This is a genomic window from Dokdonia sp. Hel_I_63, from assembly GCF_007827285.1.
In the GTDB taxonomy this organism is placed as follows: Bacteria; Bacteroidota; Bacteroidia; order Flavobacteriales; family Flavobacteriaceae; genus Dokdonia.
Window position 1 is genome coordinate 145,885 of record NZ_VISD01000001.1, and the last position, 17,851, is coordinate 163,735.

The 17,851-nt window shown below is 37.3% G+C and carries 12 protein-coding genes; 7 read left to right on the forward strand and 5 right to left on the reverse strand.

From position 1 onward, the window contains the following. Window positions 1-27 precede the first annotated feature (27 nt). The gene (locus JM84_RS00635; protein ID WP_013751019.1) at window positions 28-651 is read left to right on the forward strand and encodes an ExbD/TolR family protein; all 624 of its coding nucleotides are present in this window, start codon (window positions 28-30) and stop codon (window positions 649-651) included. Window positions 652-712: 61 nt separating this feature from the next. Here the strand turns inward: JM84_RS00635 and JM84_RS00640 are convergent, their stop codons facing one another. Next, window positions 713-1,672: a carbon-nitrogen hydrolase family protein gene (locus JM84_RS00640; protein WP_013751018.1), complete on the reverse strand. Its 960-nt coding sequence runs from the start codon at window positions 1,670-1,672 to the stop codon at window positions 713-715. Window positions 1,673-1,841: 169 nt separating this feature from the next. Here JM84_RS00640 and JM84_RS00645 point away from each other — a divergent pair, with 169 nt between their 5' ends. Continuing rightward, window positions 1,842-3,128 carry a putative DNA modification/repair radical SAM protein gene (locus JM84_RS00645; RefSeq protein WP_013751017.1) on the forward strand — a complete coding sequence of 429 codons (1,287 nt, stop codon included), beginning with the start codon at window positions 1,842-1,844 and terminating at the stop codon, window positions 3,126-3,128. Window positions 3,129-3,135: 7 nt separating this feature from the next. Next, window positions 3,136-3,900 carry a TIGR03915 family putative DNA repair protein gene (locus JM84_RS00650; protein ID WP_315897926.1) on the forward strand — a complete coding sequence of 255 codons (765 nt, stop codon included), beginning with the start codon at window positions 3,136-3,138 and terminating at the stop codon, window positions 3,898-3,900. 58 nt (window positions 3,901-3,958) lie between these two features. On the opposite strand, the gene JM84_RS00655 is transcribed toward JM84_RS00650, so the two are convergent. Next, on the reverse strand, window positions 3,959-4,408 hold the full coding sequence (locus JM84_RS00655) for a nucleoside deaminase (RefSeq protein WP_013751015.1): 450 nt from the start codon (window positions 4,406-4,408) through the stop codon (window positions 3,959-3,961). Window positions 4,409-4,461: 53 nt separating this feature from the next. Between JM84_RS00655 and JM84_RS00660 the strand changes: the two genes are divergently transcribed. Then, a complete protein-coding gene (locus tag JM84_RS00660; RefSeq protein ID WP_186439087.1) occupies window positions 4,462-6,225 on the forward strand; it encodes a 1-deoxy-D-xylulose-5-phosphate synthase in 1,764 nt (587 codons plus the stop codon). 54 nt (window positions 6,226-6,279) lie between these two features. On the opposite strand, the gene JM84_RS00665 is transcribed toward JM84_RS00660, so the two are convergent. Beyond that, window positions 6,280-8,982, reverse strand: a complete 2,703-nt coding sequence (locus tag JM84_RS00665; protein WP_144782280.1) for a T9SS-dependent M36 family metallopeptidase — start codon at window positions 8,980-8,982, stop codon at window positions 6,280-6,282. A gap of 89 nt (window positions 8,983-9,071) precedes the next feature. Continuing rightward, window positions 9,072-10,403 carry a dGTP triphosphohydrolase gene (gene dgt, locus JM84_RS00670; protein WP_144785109.1) on the reverse strand — a complete coding sequence of 444 codons (1,332 nt, stop codon included), beginning with the start codon at window positions 10,401-10,403 and terminating at the stop codon, window positions 9,072-9,074. A gap of 246 nt (window positions 10,404-10,649) precedes the next feature. On the opposite strand from dgt, the gene JM84_RS00675 reads away from it, so the two are divergent. Together JM84_RS00675 and JM84_RS00680 are read left to right on the forward strand one after the other, a co-directional pair. Then, window positions 10,650-11,912, forward strand: coding sequence for a hypothetical protein (locus JM84_RS00675; protein ID WP_013751011.1), 1,263 nt, complete (start codon window positions 10,650-10,652; stop codon window positions 11,910-11,912). Window positions 11,913-11,995: 83 nt separating this feature from the next. Then, window positions 11,996-14,830: a TonB-dependent receptor gene (locus tag JM84_RS00680; RefSeq protein WP_261375677.1), complete on the forward strand. Its 2,835-nt coding sequence runs from the start codon at window positions 11,996-11,998 to the stop codon at window positions 14,828-14,830. Between the two features lie 90 nt (window positions 14,831-14,920). On the opposite strand, the gene JM84_RS00685 is transcribed toward JM84_RS00680, so the two are convergent. Further along, window positions 14,921-15,286 carry a toxin-antitoxin system YwqK family antitoxin gene (locus JM84_RS00685; protein WP_041295652.1) on the reverse strand — a complete coding sequence of 122 codons (366 nt, stop codon included), beginning with the start codon at window positions 15,284-15,286 and terminating at the stop codon, window positions 14,921-14,923. A 321-nt stretch (window positions 15,287-15,607) separates the two neighbouring features. On the opposite strand from JM84_RS00685, the gene JM84_RS00690 reads away from it, so the two are divergent. Then, window positions 15,608-17,848, forward strand: a complete 2,241-nt coding sequence (locus tag JM84_RS00690; protein WP_144782284.1) for an inorganic phosphate transporter — start codon at window positions 15,608-15,610, stop codon at window positions 17,846-17,848. Window positions 17,849-17,851: the final 3 nt, after the last annotated feature.

Below are 17,851 nucleotides of genomic sequence, written 5' to 3' on the forward strand. Positions count from 1 at the left end.
GTTCAACATTTTAAAACTTTATACATTATGAGAAGACGCACTACTCCCGAAGTAAATGCAGGATCTATGGCAGACATTGCCTTCCTCTTGCTTATTTTTTTCTTGGTTACCACAACTATAGAAAAGGACAAAGGCATCGCACGGCAGCTTCCGCCAGCGATTAAAGACAACACCGAAGTTCTTATCAAAAACAAGAACCTCTTTGAAATTATTGTGAACGCAGATAATATGCTGCTGGTAGAAAATGAACGTGTACCGCTTGAAGCTTTAAGACAATTAACCATTGACTTTCTTGATAACGGCGGCATTCCATCAGATCAAGATGGATATTGTGATTACTGCGAAGGCAGTAGAGATCTACTCTCGTCAGATAATCCTCAGAAAGCTGTAATCTCTATTTCGCCAGATAGACTTACAAACTACAATACGTATATCACGGTACAGAATGAGATTTCAAGTGCTTATGAGTTTTTAAGAAATAGAGAAGCACAACGGTTATTTGCGATTGACTTTACAGCTACAGATAAGGATATAAAGAATGGTACTTACAAAGGAGATGTATTAAAAAGAACAGCACAATTAAAACAAGTGCGAGCTATGTTCCCAATGCTTATCTCTGAGGCAGAGACTTCAAAAGAATTAAGGATTTAATATACCTATTCAAACAATAAAAAGCGGCAGAAATCTTCAAGTGATTTCTGCCGCTATTCAATTAGTCATTAAAGGTTACCGTGCTCTGACGTTCTCTGTTAACTGTGAGCTTTGTTACATCTGGACGAGAATAATGCCCAGAAGGATCAAAATTCTGACGTTCCTCATACACCCTATTAAAATCTAAGGTGTGATATATATTTCCTTCTGTTTCAATATCTGGAGGTAGGATGAATTCGCCATCTGGTCCTGCAATGCAAGAACCACCGTTTGATGAACGCTCTGGAGCCCATTTTAAAATTTCATTGAGGTGAGGAGTATCTTCCGGAAAGTCCGTAGCAATTGCCATTCTGCTTGATACAGAGATTACATAACTACGAGATTCTCTGGCAATAAATCGTGTAATATCTTTCGTATTGTAATCACTCCCTGGCCATACGGCAATATGCAAATTTTCACCTTGTGCATACATAGCAGCACGTGGCAAAGGCATCCAGTTCTCCCAGCAATTAAGACCGCCCACTGTAAATTGTTTAAGAGGATGCACTTTTAGACCGTGACCATCTCCTGGCGCCCAAGTTAATCGCTCATCATATGTAGGTTGTAATTTGCGGTGAACAGATTGTATTTCTCCATTTTGATTGATATACACTAAGGAGCAATATAAACTTGCTCCTCCTCTATCCATTGGTTTTTCTATTATTCCGAGATATATTGCAATATTGAAATGTTTCGATAATGAACATATTTCATCTATATCGCCTCGTTCTACTTCAACCGCATTTCTTGCGTAGTGCGCATGTAATTCCTTCACCACTTTTGTATCCCATGCCGCACCATCTGTGAGTGATAACCAATATGGATATCCAGGCAACAACCCTTCTCCAAAGACAATGAGTTCTGCCTCATTTTCGGCGGCTTCTTGAATGGCGATTTTTATTTTTTTAATCGTCTCTTCCCTATTCCCCCAAACTGGAGCGATTTGAGCAAGAGCAACTTTTAAATGATTAGGCTGTGACATATATATAGTTTAAAAAAGTGATGATGTTAAAAGTAATAAATAGTAGTCGGCTTCATGGGGTTACGCTTTCGCGAAAGCGTACTTATTTCTTTCAATACCATTCACAAAATTTGCGTTACAATCCATATATTAGGAATTATGCCATAATTTTGACATAAATCCTATTGCTATGAATTTTGAACGTATTAAAGAAAAGCTCAACATCCTCGCAGATGCTGCAAAATATGATGTGTCTTGCTCTTCTAGCGGCAGTAAGCGTGCAAATAAAAATAAAGGCCTAGGAGATTCTAGTGGGATGGGAATTTGCCATACCTATACAGAAGATGGACGATGTGTATCGTTATTGAAAATCTTACTTACTAATCATTGCATTTTTGACTGTGCATATTGTGTAACTCGCAAAAGTAATGATGTAAAACGTGCCGCTTTCAAAGTACAAGAGGTAGTGAATCTCACCATCAACTTTTACCGTAGAAATTATATTGAAGGCCTATTTTTAAGTAGTGGTATTTTTAAAAATGCCGACTATACCATGGAGCGCCTGGTTCTTGTTGCCAAGAAACTACGCCTTGAAGAAAATTTTAATGGGTATATCCATCTCAAATCTATTCCTGGAGCGAGCGACGAATTAATGAGAGAAGCAGGACTTTATGCCGATAGACTTTCGGTAAATATTGAAATACCCACGGAGCAAGGTCTTAAATTACTTGCTCCAGATAAAAAGCGTGAAGACTTTATCAAGCCTATGCGCAAAGTGAAGAATGAGATCATTCAATACAAAAGCGAGAAAAAGCTTATAAAAAGTACTCCTATATATGCACCTGCTGGACAGAGTACACAGATGATCATAGGCGCTACGGGTGAGACAGATGCTCAGATTATGTACACAAGTGCATACTTTTACAAAGAATTCCAAATGAAAAGGGTGTACTACTCTGGATACATCCCTATAAGTCATGACGAGCGATTGCCTTCTATAGGTACAGATGTGCCTATGTTACGAGAAAATAGATTGTATCAGACAGACTGGCTATTGCGTTTTTATGGATTTAGCATACAAGAATTACTTAACAAAGAACACCCTAATCTTGAAACAGATATCGACCCAAAATTAAGTTGGGCACTACGCAACTTACAGCACTTCCCTGTAGATGTAAATTATGCAGACCGCAGATTGCTCGCTCGCATTCCTGGTGTAGGAATGCGCTCTGTAGATAAAATTATTAACGCTCGTAGATATAGAAAACTAGGTTGGGAACATCTAAAAGCTATAGGCATCTCTATGAATCGCGCTCAGTATTTTCTTGTTTGCGCTTCTTCACAATTTGAAACAAAAGACCGCACCGCTGCACAACTCAAAAGCTTAATCATGGGAACCTCTTCTAGTAAATGGCGAGGTGCTTACAGCAGCCAGCTTAACCTTTTTGAGTCTAATGCAAATGTAACTGTGTCGTAAGATGGGAATGATAGATCAATATATCTATGATGGGACCTTCGAAGGTTTTCTCACTGCAGTATTTGAGGTTTATGACCGTAAACCTACACGAGTAAAAATTGTAAGCGAGCGACTAGTCACCGTAAATTTCTTTGATGAGGAGCATACAATATATACAGATCAAGCAAAATCTGATCGTGTATGGAAAGGCATTGAAGATAGAATAGGAAAGAAAGCCGGTAATCTCATCTATAAAGCATTTTTAAGTGAGCAATCAGATAGAGAGCAAGTACTCTTACGAATAATTAAAAAAGGATTTAAAGGTGAAAATGTCACTGATAATTTTGCAGATATCGATGTGTTGAGACTTACCAATTTGGTTAAAATTGTAGGGCGTGAAAAACATAGAATGGATGCCTTTATCAGGTTTAGACTTACTAAGGACAATGTATATTTTGCAGAGGTAGAACCAGATTTTGACACCTTACCTCTTAATGCCATTCACTTTAAAAATAGATATGCAGATCAAAAATGGCTCATCTATGATCGCTGCAGGAATTATGGGATTTTCTATGATCTAAAGACTGTCAACTATGTACAGCTTGAAATCTCAAATGATATTAATAGTAGCCTAGCTGCGCCATTTTACTTCACGCATGATGAAATGCATTATCAAGACTTATGGAAAAACTATTTTAAAAGCACCAATATTCCGTCTCGTAAAAACATGAGACTACACTTACAGCATGTACCCAAGAGATACTGGAAGTATTTAAGTGAAAAGCAGCCGTAAAATGCAAGTTTACGCTTTCGCGAAAGCGTAATTAAGAGTTATAAAAGGTAAAGTATTATTAATTAAGATTGCGCTTATCTACAAAAAAGCGCTTCATGATACTTTCACACTCTTGTGCGAGCACTCCGCTTTCTACCTTTGTCTTAGGATGCAAGATGGTACCCATCACATCATAACCACGCCTCAAATCTTTTGCTCCATAAACGATCCTACCTATTTGACTCCAGTAGAGAGCGCCAGCACACATTTGGCACGGCTCTAAAGTAACATACAACGTACATTGCTGAAGGTATTTGCCACCTATAAAATTAGAAGCACTTGTAATCGCCTGCATCTCTGCATGTGCGGTTACATCCGTTAAACGCTCTGTAAGATTGTGTGCCCTGGCAATAATCATATTATCAATTACGACTACGGCACCAACAGGAATTTCACCTTGATCAAAAGCAGCTTGCGCTTCTTGCAAAGCCTTCTTCATAAAGTAAGCATCATCATAAGGTTCTAGCATGTATCCTGTTTTTAATGATATAAAAATACATATTCAAGATGTACCTTTGTAACATGCCAGAGAGTATTCTTGATACTATAAAAACACCAAGCGATTTGCGCCTATTGACGCAAGAGCAACTACCCCAACTTGCGGTAGAGCTTCGTCGTTTTATTATTAATATTATTGCAACTAAGGAAGGACATCTAGGCGCTAGTTTAGGAGTTGTTGAAATTACAATTGCCCTACACTATATATTTAACACGCCAGAAGATAATCTTATCTGGGACGTCGGTCACCAGGCTTATGGACATAAAATATTAACGGGACGTAAAGATATTTTCCATACTAACAGGCAAAAAGGTGGCATAAGTGGTTTTCCTAATCGTATGGAGAGTGTGTATGACACCTTTGGCACAGGTCACAGTAGCACTTCTATCTCTGCAGCATTAGGTATGGCGATGGCTGCAACATTAAAAGGACAAAAAGATAGACATCACATCGCAGTAATAGGAGATGCCTCTATAGCGAGCGGAATGGCTTTTGAAGGACTCAATCATGCCGGAGTCACTAATGCAAATTTGCTCGTCATTCTTAACGACAATGCCATAGGAATTGACCCAAGTGTGGGAGCTCTTAAAAAATATCTAACTAACGTAAAAAAAGGCACTGCTAGGGAAGACAACATCTTTGAAGCTCTTAATTTTAAATATTTTGGCCCGATAGACGGTCACGATTTACCTAAACTACTAGGGACCTTAGAAGCTCTCAAAAAAGTAGAAGGTCCAAAATTCTTACATGTAATTACCACCAAAGGAAAGGGACTAGCCCTCGCCGAACAAGAACAGATCACCTATCACGCACCTGGGAAATTTGACGCCATTACTGGCATTAGAGTAAAAAAAGAAGAAATACCAGAGCCTCCAAAATATCAAGATGTTTTTGGGCACACTATCGTGGAGCTCGCTACACTTAATAAGAAAATAATAGGGATTACACCTGCCATGCCTACGGGAAGTTCCCTTAAGTACATGATTGCTGCTTTTCCAGATCGTGCCTTTGACGTAGGCATCGCAGAGCAGCATGCCGTAACGCTTTCGGCAGGTATGACTACAGAGGGAATGGTTGTGTATTGCAACATCTATTCTACTTTTTTACAACGCGCATACGACCAAATTATTCATGATGTTGCGCTTCAAAACTTACCTGTGATTTTCTGTTTAGATAGAGCAGGACTGGTGGGGCAAGACGGCGGCACTCATCAGGGTGTCTTTGATTTGGCCTATCTCAATTGTATTCCTAATCTCATTATATATGCCCCAAGTGATGAGATTGCACTTCGTAATATTTTGTACACAGCACAACTTGGATTAGACAACCCTATTGCGATACGTTACCCTCGTGGTCGCGGTATTCATATAATCTGGCAACTTCCTTTTAAAAAGATTGAAATAGGTAAAGGACGTTGTATTCAGGGAGGTAAAGATGTTGCCATTATAAGTATAGGAAACATTTTAAAGAATGTTTTGACAGCGGTAAAACAATCTAAAAATGAATGCGGTATTTATGATATTGGCTTTTTAAAACCAATTGACACCGACTTATTAGATGAGGTTTTTAAAACCTATAAACATATCATCACTGTAGAAGATGGCTCAAAAATAGGTGGACTGGGAAGTGTTGTGGGTGATTACGCTTTCGCGAAAGCGTACAAAGGCAAACTTACCGTACTAGGAGTACCAGACGCGTTTATAGAACATGCCACGGTTGAGGAGCAGTATGAAGAAGCTGGAATATCTGTAAACGCAATTACTAGCCTTCTTAAAAATCTTGCATAAAAAAATCGGCAGACTTATGAGTCTGCCGATTCTTATTTGATTCAATATCTAATATTACTCGATGATAATCTTAATAGTTTCAGTAGCATTAGCACTCTGTACCTGTAGTAAGTAAATACCTGCTGCAAGTCCTTCTGCTTGTAATTTTAAAGAACCCTCAAGAACAGCATCTTTTGTATAAACTACACGTCCATTTATATCAATAATTTTTACAGTTCCTCGACCTTGAGGTGTGTTTACTGCAATATTGATATTACCGTTACTAGGGTTAGGAAATACGCTAAACACTCCAGCTGCCGCAACTCGTTCTACAGAAAGAGGTCCTAAACAAGGGTTAAGATTATCTGGTGGTAGATCTGTAGCTGAAGTTCCGTCCTCTCGCTCTCTCCAATCACCTTGATCTGCAGAAAAACCTAATCCTCTTTTTGCAAATGCTGTCCAAATAATACATCCAGCTGTGGCTTTCGTATCCTCATCTGTAAAGTATGGGCTCATTTCTACAGCCGCTAGTATAGCATCTCTACCGTCTACAAAACCTGGATTACACGGTTGTAATTTAAGACCATCCATTACTAATTGAAGTGCTATATTATTACCTCCTGTACCATTATATATATCTGCGTCAAAACCAAACTCATCAATGAATCCCCATGTCATATCCCAAATCATTGTTGCCCAAACATACCCTACTGGGTGTGGTGCCGTCGTGCTTTCGAATTCTGCAACAGAATCGTATGAAGAATTGTTTATCGCAAAATCCGTACTATAAGCTGTTGGGCGTATACCAACACCATCTGTAGGCTGTCCTATTGCATAAGTTCCAATACCTCTTAAATCTTCTCCCGTATCACCTTCCCTCATTGTAAGCATGAGTCCAAAATAATCTGACCATCCTTCACTCATTACTTCTGTAGCCCTACCTGGAACACAACCATCTGCATTAAATTGTACACAAGTCCTCATACAATTAGAATTATTTGCCCCTCCAGTTAGTCTATTTGATACGCCGTGGCCATATTCATGAGCGACAATCCCATTATCTAAATTACCATCAATCTGGAATGGACCGTCGTTAAGAAGAGATCCATTTATCACCTCTCCGTTCTGTAACGCTGAGATTAAAGCTTCTCCATCTTCTTGTGAGACCATTACGCTAGGTATCGTGACCTGATCACCTGTTGCTCCTGGAGCCATTCCAATTGGTGCATCAGGAACATTATTTACTACAATTACTGCAATTGCCCCAGCTTGTTCTGCTGATAATACTTTAGTTCCAAACTCACATGCACCTCTTCTCAATAGGGCAATCTTCCCAGCTACATCAGCAGCATTTGTCACATTATCACAACCATCAAGCTCATCTGTTGACTCTCCCGCGTTATCATCTAACAGTATAACAAGTTCTCCCTGTAGTGCGGTTTCCTCTGGAAGAGGAGCTCCAAATCCAGCAGGAATTCCAATATATGAACCTGCTAAAGACCCATCAAGAATCGTAACAGCTTCTCCTGGAGGTCCACTCGCAGTCCAAAGGAACATTTGCATTCTTGGATTGTTACCATCTGGTGGAGTTGCAAAGTTTGCGTTGTTAAGTCCAGATCCGTCTTGAGAATCTGCAATTACAAAATCATTCCCTATTCCTAAATTGGAATAGTTAGTCTGTTGAAAATTCCCACTCTCCTCATCGAAACCATAAAGAAAGAGAACATCATGCATGATATTGTTCCAGTAAAATAAATTTGTTGTGGACGCTTCTAACATATTTACTGGATCTGTGTCAAATGCGTATGGAAAATCAAAGTTCAAAGCATCACCGCCATCTGGCGAAGTACCTCCTGTATCCTCATTATCTCCTAATATATCATCCCATGCAAGTACGTTATTACCACGAGTTATTGTAAACTCGGCTCCTTCTGCACCATCTGTATCATGCCATCCAAATGGAGAAGCATCAAGATTTTGTGGGTCTACCACTAGTGAAGCATTACCATGATTAGGACTCTCTAATGGAAGGGCGTATACGTTATACTGCTCCCCAGCAAAAGCTGCACTAGATTCCTCTGTTTTAAATAAACTAAAGTTTTTCTTAGATGAATTGTTGTTCTCGTTTATTGATTGGTGATTATGAGTGCTAAATGAACAAGAAACCACCCAATCGTTCTGATTGATAATTTCTCCTGTTTGAGCATCTATGCGCACACTCCACCAATGCTTTCCATCTAGAGTATGAAGATTAAGATCCCACGCAAGTTTTAAGTCCTCATCCACGGGCACATAAACTAATTCTACAGGCACATCTTCTAAAGAAACACCACCATTAGTTAGTAAAAATTCTTTAGTTGTTACTGTCTCTATTAAGGAGAAGCTTCCAGAGCCCAGACCTAATTCAACTGCTGCTGCTGTTGCTGCTTGTAAAGGATTTAATTGTGGCGTTGTTGTATTTACACGAGCAGATATGTTTGCTTCAAGAGTGTTTGAGAAATAAACTAATTCTTGTCCTTTAAACGCTCCATTTACCGTAGCATTAAATATCGAAATATCATTATACTTTTGTCCTGCATATACATGCATTACATCAGTTTTTTGAGTTTTGCTCTTACTATAAATATATAGTTCATTTATATCTTGAGACCCAATTCCTAATTGGCTCCTCTGTGAGGTAATTTCCTGCTTGAGCAGTGATAAATAATCCTGTGCCTGAACACCCATCGAGGTGACAAACAACAAAATCATTAAAATCTTAACGTAATTTTTTTTCATAGGAATATAGGATTTAATTTAAATTATGCAATAAAATTAAACGAAAGCCACTAACCCCACAATGAATGTACGTTCATTAACATAATTGTTTACCCATTAATGTTCATTCCTTGAAGCTGTTGAAATATTTTAACAGACTTACTATCTGTCATCACAGATACTTGATTGCAAATTTCTAAGAGTTCTTGATACAAAGTATAATCACCGTCTGATCTTGTATTAAATAATTTTAGAACTAGCTTATCGTAATGTGTAGGATAGGCTGTTATTGCATTGCACCTTGAAGATAATAAGGTGTTTAAAATTTCATAACCCGCTATTTCTTTTGAAATAACCTCGTCACTCTCATAAATATTTGAAACACTTATTTTGAGAACATCGTTGATTTGCGCTTCATATTTAGATTTATCTAGCAATGCCTTATCAAATACTCCCTCGAGAATGGCCTCTTCGTTTTTCATAAAAATAGAAACAGCCTCTTCTATGAGCGTTCCTATTGCGAGTGCTCTCAGATAACCCACTCTTGCCGCCTTATCTGTAAGTGTTGAATATTTAGATCTATTTATATGTGGAACGAGTTTTATAAGATATTCTAAAGCATATTCTTCTGGGATAAGCCCTAAATTAATGCCATCTTCAAAGTCTATAATAGTATAGCAAATATCATCTGCTGCTTCTACTAAGAAAGTAAGCGGGTGTCTCGCATAACTTATATCCTTCCCATGTCTAGTCTGGATAAGACCTAGTTCTTCGGCTACATCTTGAAAAGAGGCTTTATCATCTTGAAAGAAACCATATTTCTTATCTGCAATATGCTTTGTAGGTTTATGTGGGAGCGATTCTTTTGGGTACTTCATAAAAGTACCTAAAGTAGCATATGAAAGTCTTAAACCTCCATCTGCACCAGGACGGGATTCCGTGAGTATTTTAAACCCGTTTGCATTTCCTTCAAAAGTGCATAGATCTTGATATTCTTTATCTGTGAGCTCAGCTTCAAATCGCTTACCTCCACCATTTTTGAAATAATCACCTATAGATTTTTCTCCAGAATGACCAAAAGGAGGATTCCCAATGTCGTGTGCCAGCGCAGCAGCAGCTACAATTGCCCCAAAATCATTCATCTTATAGCCATGTACCTCAGAAAGGTGAGGATATTTTTCTAGAATTTGTTTCCCTACTTGCCTACCTAATGACCTTCCCACAACAGCAACCTCTAGACTATGCGTTAATCGTGTATGAACAAAATCTGTTTTGGACAAAGGGATTACCTGCGTCTTATCTTGTAGGCTTCTAAAAGCCGACGAAAAGATTATACGATCGTAATCTACTTCAAAGCCTAAACGGGTTTCATCTTGCTCTGCTCGTAATCTCTTATTTGTATCTCCTTGCCTCTTAAGTGAAAGCAGTCGTTCCCATTGCATCATTTTTTCAATCCTTTGTTAGCAAGGGGAAAGATAGTCTTTTTCTACTTTTTTTTGATTGATTTACGCTTTCGCGAAAGCGTAAAAAACATAACATTTAAGGAATTGCATAACATTCTTAACCTTCAGATAACACTAAAATTACAAGAAGCTAATACAACTATAACAATGAGGTAACTTCAAAAAAAGATAATGCTAGCATCTTTGCATCGAAGATTTTAAATGACAATCAAATCGAAAACCAAGATGAAAAAATTAATTTTTAGTTTAGCCTTATTAGGTGGAATTTTAGCAGGATGTTCAAGTGATGATGATCAACCTATCGTAATAACTGAAGTTCCTGGAACTGGAGGTGGTGATGATACAGATAGCGTAGATACTACACTTTCTGGAAATATCACCGAAGACATTACATTAACAAATGATGCTATCTGGCAGTTAGATGGTCGTGTGATTGTAACAGCTGGAAACACTCTTACTATAGAGCCAGGAACAATCATTAAAGCATTTGCAGGACAAGAGGCAAACGCTTCTGTTTTAATCATTGCACGTGATGCAAAAATAGAGGCAAACGGAACGGCTGCTGCTCCAATTATAATGACTTCTAGTGCAGATGGTATACAACTAGGACAAACAGAAGGAACTCTTGATGAAAATACTCGTGGTTTATGGGGAGGACTTATCGTATTAGGTAACGCACCTATCTCTGAGGATGGTGACGTAGAAGCATCTCAAATTGAAGGAATACCTGCTAGTGACACTAACGGTCTTTATGGAGGTACTGATGCAGCAGATGACTCAGGAACTATAACTTATGTTTCAATACGTCATGGCGGAACACTCATAGGTGAGGGTAACGAAATTAACGGACTTACTTTAGGTGGTGTAGGAACAGGAACTACTATCGATCATGTAGAGGTTGTAGGAAATGTAGATGATGGTATCGAATTTTTTGGAGGTACTGTGAATGCATCAAATCTTTTAGTGTGGGCTCAAGGTGATGATGGTCTTGACATCGATCAAGCATACTCAGGAACTGTAACAAACGCAGTTGTAATTGCTGGAGACATCTCTGATCACGCTTTAGAAATAGATGGTCCAGAAGGATCTTTAAACGGTGCTTTTACTCTTAATAACATTACACTTATAGGAAGCGCAACTGCTCCAAATGGAGAACATGCAGACTACAGAGATGGTGCTCAAGGAGCAACCAACAATGTATTTGTAACAGGATTCCAAGATGGTAAGGATGTTGAATTAGATAACAATGGGGTTTCTCAAAACTACATTGATGGATTAATTTCTTTCACAAACTGGATCGTAGAAGGAGTTACTCCTGCAAATTCAATTTTTGTTGAAAAAACTGGAGATGGTGAGTCTACTATTATATCTCCATCATTTACAGATCAAGCTGCAGATTGGACAACAGCTGGAACATCTGGAGGTGCAGATCTTACAGTGTTTGGATGGACATTTGCAGCAGCAAGTACATCTGGTGTAATTGACTAAATAACAAAAGGGGCTTTAACATCCCACACGCATACAAACTATACAATAATATAGATTGCCCGCCATTAATGGTGGGCAATCTTATGAATTATAACATAATGAAAACCGTTTTATATTCACTCTTACTTTTACTGTCTGCAATAACTGCAAATTCTCAAACGGGAATTATCGCTGGTACTATTAACGATGGGCAGCTCAATGACATATTGCCATTTGCAAATGTTATTGTTCAAGGAACAACAAAGGGTACTACATCAGACTTTGATGGAAAATACACACTAGAAATTGCTCCTGGAACCTATGTAATAGAATTTTCTTTTGTTGGATATAATACACAGCAAATTTCTGAAGTAGTTGTTACAGAAAATAATACTACAAATCTTGATGTAACACTATCGGGAGCATCACTAGACGAAGTTATCATCACATCGACTAGTCGTCAAAATACAGAGCAATCAGTTTTAAATCTTCAAAAAAAATCGGTTCAATTGCTCGATGGATTATCATTAGAAAGCATTAAGAAAAGTGGTGCTAGTAATGTTGCTGCTGCAGTGAAGAACATTCCTGGAGTATCTGTTCAGGGTGGAAAATACGTATATGTAAGAGGCTTAGGTGATCGTTATACAAAAACTATACTCAATGGTGTAGATGTACCTGGACTTGATCCAGATAGAAATACATTGCAACTTGACATTTTCCCTTCATCAATTTTGGAAAATATCATAGTTGTAAAATCCTCTACTGCAGATCAACCAGCAGATTTTACTGGAGGTGTAGTTGATATAGTTACTAAAGACATCCCTAACGGAAAAGAAACTAGTGCTTCTATAGGCCTTGGCTATAACCCTAATTTTCACTTTAACGATAGCTACATAAGCAACGAATCTAGCGGTACAGATTTTCTAGGTTATGATGATGGACAGCGAACTAACCCTTTTAATGAGAATCAAGTATTTGATTTCCCTACAAACACGCCTAATACCGCGTCTTTTTTAGCGGGCAGACTCAATCCTGTACTAGCTGCACAGAGAGAAAACAGTGGTGCAGATTTCAACTTATCGTTTACAACAGGAAACTCTTATGATGTAGGTGATAATAAATTGGGATATCTTGCTTCTGTTTCTTACCGTAATGAAACCACATATTATGATGATTACGTAGATGGACAACGTTTTAGAAAAGATACCGATGCAAGTATTTTTGAACTAAACACAGACAGAACACAACAAGGTGAAAGAGGAGAAAATAATGTTCTTATCAGCGCACTAGGAGGGTTATCTTATAAAACTAGCAACTCTAAATATCGTCTTAACGTACTACACATACAAAATGGTGAATCTGGCGCTTCATTACTTAGTCAAACTAACAGAATAGACAACAGTAACACCATTAAAAAGGACATCTTAATTTATACAGAACGTGCTCTTACAAATGTACTTTTGAGTGGAAAACACACTAATGAAGATGCCTCATGGACAACGGAGTGGAAATTGTCTCCTACTTTTTCAAGAGTAGATGATAAGGACTTCCGTACTACTCCATTTCTAGTTAATGATGAAGATGGAAGCTTTACAATAAGCCCAAGTGAATCTGGTGATGCTTCCCGTTTTTTCAGAAATCTTGATGAGATAAACCTAGCTGGTAAATTAGATATGACTCGCAAGCATGAATTATTTGCAAAGGATGCAAAATTTAAATTTGGTGCAGCATATACTTATAAGCAACGTGATTTCAAAACAATACGTTTTGCAACACCTTTTAGAAACTTTAATAGCGCTCTTTTAAACGGAGACCCTAATGCAATTTTAGGGCAAAACGTATATAATCCTGATACTGACAGCGGCTTCTTTGTAAGAAGAGACTCTAATGATAATGACCAGTATGATTCAAATATCAATGTAGGAGCTTTATATGCGTCTGAAGAACTTAGACCAGCTTCGTGGTTCACAGCAATTGTAGGATTACGATTTGAAAAATTTGACCTTATCTACACTGGACAAGATCAACAAGGAAATGTTTTTAATGATGAAAGAATATTAGACAAAGCTGATTTATTTCCTTCTGCAAATTTAATATTTGATCTAAATGAGGATGGAAATAAAAAGATTAGAGCATCATACTCTAGAACTACAGCCCGTCCTTCATTTAAGGAGGCATCGCTTGCACAAATATTTAACCCAATTGAAAACGAACTTTTTATAGGTAATATAAATTTACAGCCTACTTACATTAACAACTTAGATCTAAGATATGAGATTTACGGTGCTAGTGAAAAGAAATTTGGAATAGGCGATTTTGCTGCATTCAGTGGTTTTTACAAAAGCTTCAAAGACCCTATCGAACTTACATTTTTTGCCGAAGCAACTGGACAAGTAACACCGCGTAACCTAGGAGATGCAAATGTAATAGGAGCAGAAATTGAGCTACGAAAAAATTTAGATTTCATAGGTCTCAACAATTTCTCTTTAAACGTAAACTACTCAATTATCGAGTCTGATGAAACTTATAATGAAGATGAAAGATTATTAAGAGAAAACTTACTTAGAGATGGAGAAACTCTTGACTCTGGAAGAGTTTTACAAGGACAATCGCCATTTCTATTAAATGCTGGTATTGCTTTCGAATCTGAAGATTCTGCATGGAAATCAAGTCTGTCCTACAATGTTCAAGGTAAAACACTTCAAATTGTAGGAGCTGGAGAAATAGCAGATGTATACACACTTCCTTTTAATGACCTGAAATTCAATATTTCAAAGTCATTTGGAGAAGATCAAAATCAAACAATCACATTTAAGGCAGGAAACTTACTTAATGATGACCGCGAGAGTGTTTTTCAATCTTACAAAGCAGAAGACCAGTTATACTCTAAGTGGAGCCCTGGACAAGATTTTAGCTTGAGCTATAGCTTTAAGTTCTAATCAACCGTTATTTAAATTAGCCACAAAAAAAGGTCTCCATGATGGAGACCTTTTTTATTTGTATCGTTTTACGCTTTCGCGAAAGCGTTATTATCTATTACTAGCAACTTTTGAACCTTCATTCTTCCAAGTATTAACAGAAGCTACTCGTGAATCTTGATAGTCTACCTCAGTAAGTTTATCACTTGACCAAAAGAACCAAGTACCTACTTTAGTTCCATTGTCATATTGAGCTTTGGCAGTTTTATCTCCGTCACGGTTATAACTAATCCATTGTCCAGTAACCTGTCCCTCCTTAGTATAAAAACCTGTTTGACTTACTTCACCATTATCAAAATATAAAGTTGCCTTAACTAAGTCTCCTACTTCTACATATGTAGGCTTATTATTTTTTTCTTGAGCTTGCATTGAAACAACCATTAAAAATGCAACTGCTATCATCATTATCTTTTTCATAATTTGGGATTTTAATTTTTCTATGATATAAATGTAACATAAAATTTACATAAAACAAACTTTTAAATAACATTTTGTTTACATTGAATTAACATTGAATTCTCAAAATACTGTTTTTTAGACTTTTAAAGATTTTTGAGATTATATTTTAAACTACCTCTCTTTATGGTTCACAGGCTGCTAGTGTACTGCGAATACTATAAATTTGCATTATGGTTCGATGTAAAAAGTTATTATCTTTCGCTCGATATAACCTTTACATAACGCTTAATCTTTTTTTAATTAAGATTTTTGCCACCTTGGCTTTTCAGCTTACATTTTATGGAAAATATTTACATTTTTATGATTGCTGCGTTGGCAATTCTCGCAATTGCAGATTTGGTAGTCGGAGTGAGTAATGACGCAGTAAACTTTCTAAATTCCGCAATAGGATCTAAGGCGGTTACTTTTAAAACAGTGATGGTTGTGGCTAGTGTGGGTATCGCTTTTGGGGCGCTTTCCTCTAGTGGGATGATGGAGGTTGCAAGGAAAGGAATTTTTGATCCTAGTCAGTTTTATTTTGATGAAATCATGATCATTTTCATGGCCGTCATGATTACGGATATTATACTACTTGATATTTTTAACAGTCTGGGTATGCCTACCTCTACAACGGTCTCTATAGTATTTGAACTACTAGGAGCTTCTGTGGTTATGTCCATTATTAAAATATCAAACAATAGTGATTCTCTTGCACAGATAGGTGAATATATAAATACAGATAAAGCAACGGAGATTATATTAGGTATACTACTCTCTGTTTTTATCGCTTTCACTATAGGAGCTATTATACAGTTTTTAACAAGATTCCTTTTGACTTTTAATTTTGAGAAAAAGCCATCTTGGATAGCTGCTGTTTTTGGAGGTTTTGCAGTTTCATCTATTTCCTACTTTATCATTATTAAAGGATTAAAGGGAGCAAATATTTTACCGCCTGAGTTTAGTAGCTGGGCAAACGATAATTTAATTCAATTTCTAGGCGCTAATTTTATTATTTGGACTGCAGTCTCTTGGGTGTTTCATGCAATTCTCAAACAGAATATATACAAACTTGTGATCATCTTAGGAACCTTTGCACTCGCAATGGCCTTTGCTGGCAATGACTTAGTAAACTTTATAGGAGTTCCTATGGCTGCCTATAATTCATTTATAGCCTGGTCTGGTTCTGGAATACTACCAAGTGCATTCAGCATGGAGCAGCTTGCCGAAAAAGTACCTACACAACCTATTTTACTTCTGGTTGCTGGTTTAATCATGGTTCTTACATTGTGGTTTAGTAAAAAAGCAAGACGCGTTGTAAAAACCTCTGTAGATTTATCACGTCAAGATGAGGTAAAAGAGCGATTTAAGCCTAACTGGGTTTCACAACACTTAGTACGGGGAGTTATCATTGCAAATAATGGTGTTAATAAAATATTACCTGCAAAGCTGCGCCAAAGCATTAACAAAAGTTTTGAACCATCTACTGTAATCCACACAAAAGCATCAGAAGCACCAGCGTTTGATATGGTGAGAGCTGCCGTAAACCTTGTAATTGCAAGTGTTCTTATATCAGTAGCTACTGGACTTAAGCTTCCACTATCTACAACTTATGTTACATTTATGGTCGCTATGGGTACTTCCCTAGCAGATCGTGCTTGGGGAGCAGAAAGCGCTGTATATAGAGTTGCTGGTGTTCTTAATGTAATAAGCGGATGGTTCTTAACAGCATTTAGCGCATTTACTGCGGCAGGTATTCTAGCATACTTAATGTATCTAGGAGGAAATATTGCCATCATAGGTTTATTCTTCCTTGCTATTGCCATGCTAGTAAGAAATTATTTATCTACTAAAAAGAAAAATAAGGAAGCAAAAATTGAGGAAGATCTTCGTAAAGCAGAGAGTAAAACCATTTCTGGTATCATCGAAGAAAGCGCAGATAACATTGCAAAAACGATTATTCGTACCGATAAAATTTATACAGGAACTCTAAAGGGTCTTGCTAAAAATAAGGTAGGAAGCCTCAGAAAGAGCAGAGCCACTGTCGAAAAACTCAATGAAGAGATAGATGAACTGCGCAATAATATTTTCTATTTCATTAAAAACCTAGAGGAAACTAGTGTAAGAGGATCAAATTTTTACATAGAGATATTGGGATATCTTGAAGATATCACTCAATCCCTTGAGTACATAGCAAAAGTGAGCTACAAGCACGTTAACAACAATCACAAACCTTTACGTTTTAATCAAATTAGAGATTTACAAGAAATAGACAACAAGCTGTGCGACTTCTTACAAGAAACAGCTCAAGCTTTTAAAGATCGTAATTATAATAAGATAGAGAAGCTTTTAGGGAGAAAACAAGAGCTTTATGGTCACGTGACAGATAAGATTCAAAAGCAAGTAGAACGTACACGTTCTGAAGAGTCTAGTCCTAAAAATACCACCTTGTACTTTGGTCTATTATTAGAAACTAAAGATCTTATAGAAGAGATTATGAACTTACTTGAACTCTATAACACAGAGCACAAAAGATCAAAATAAAGT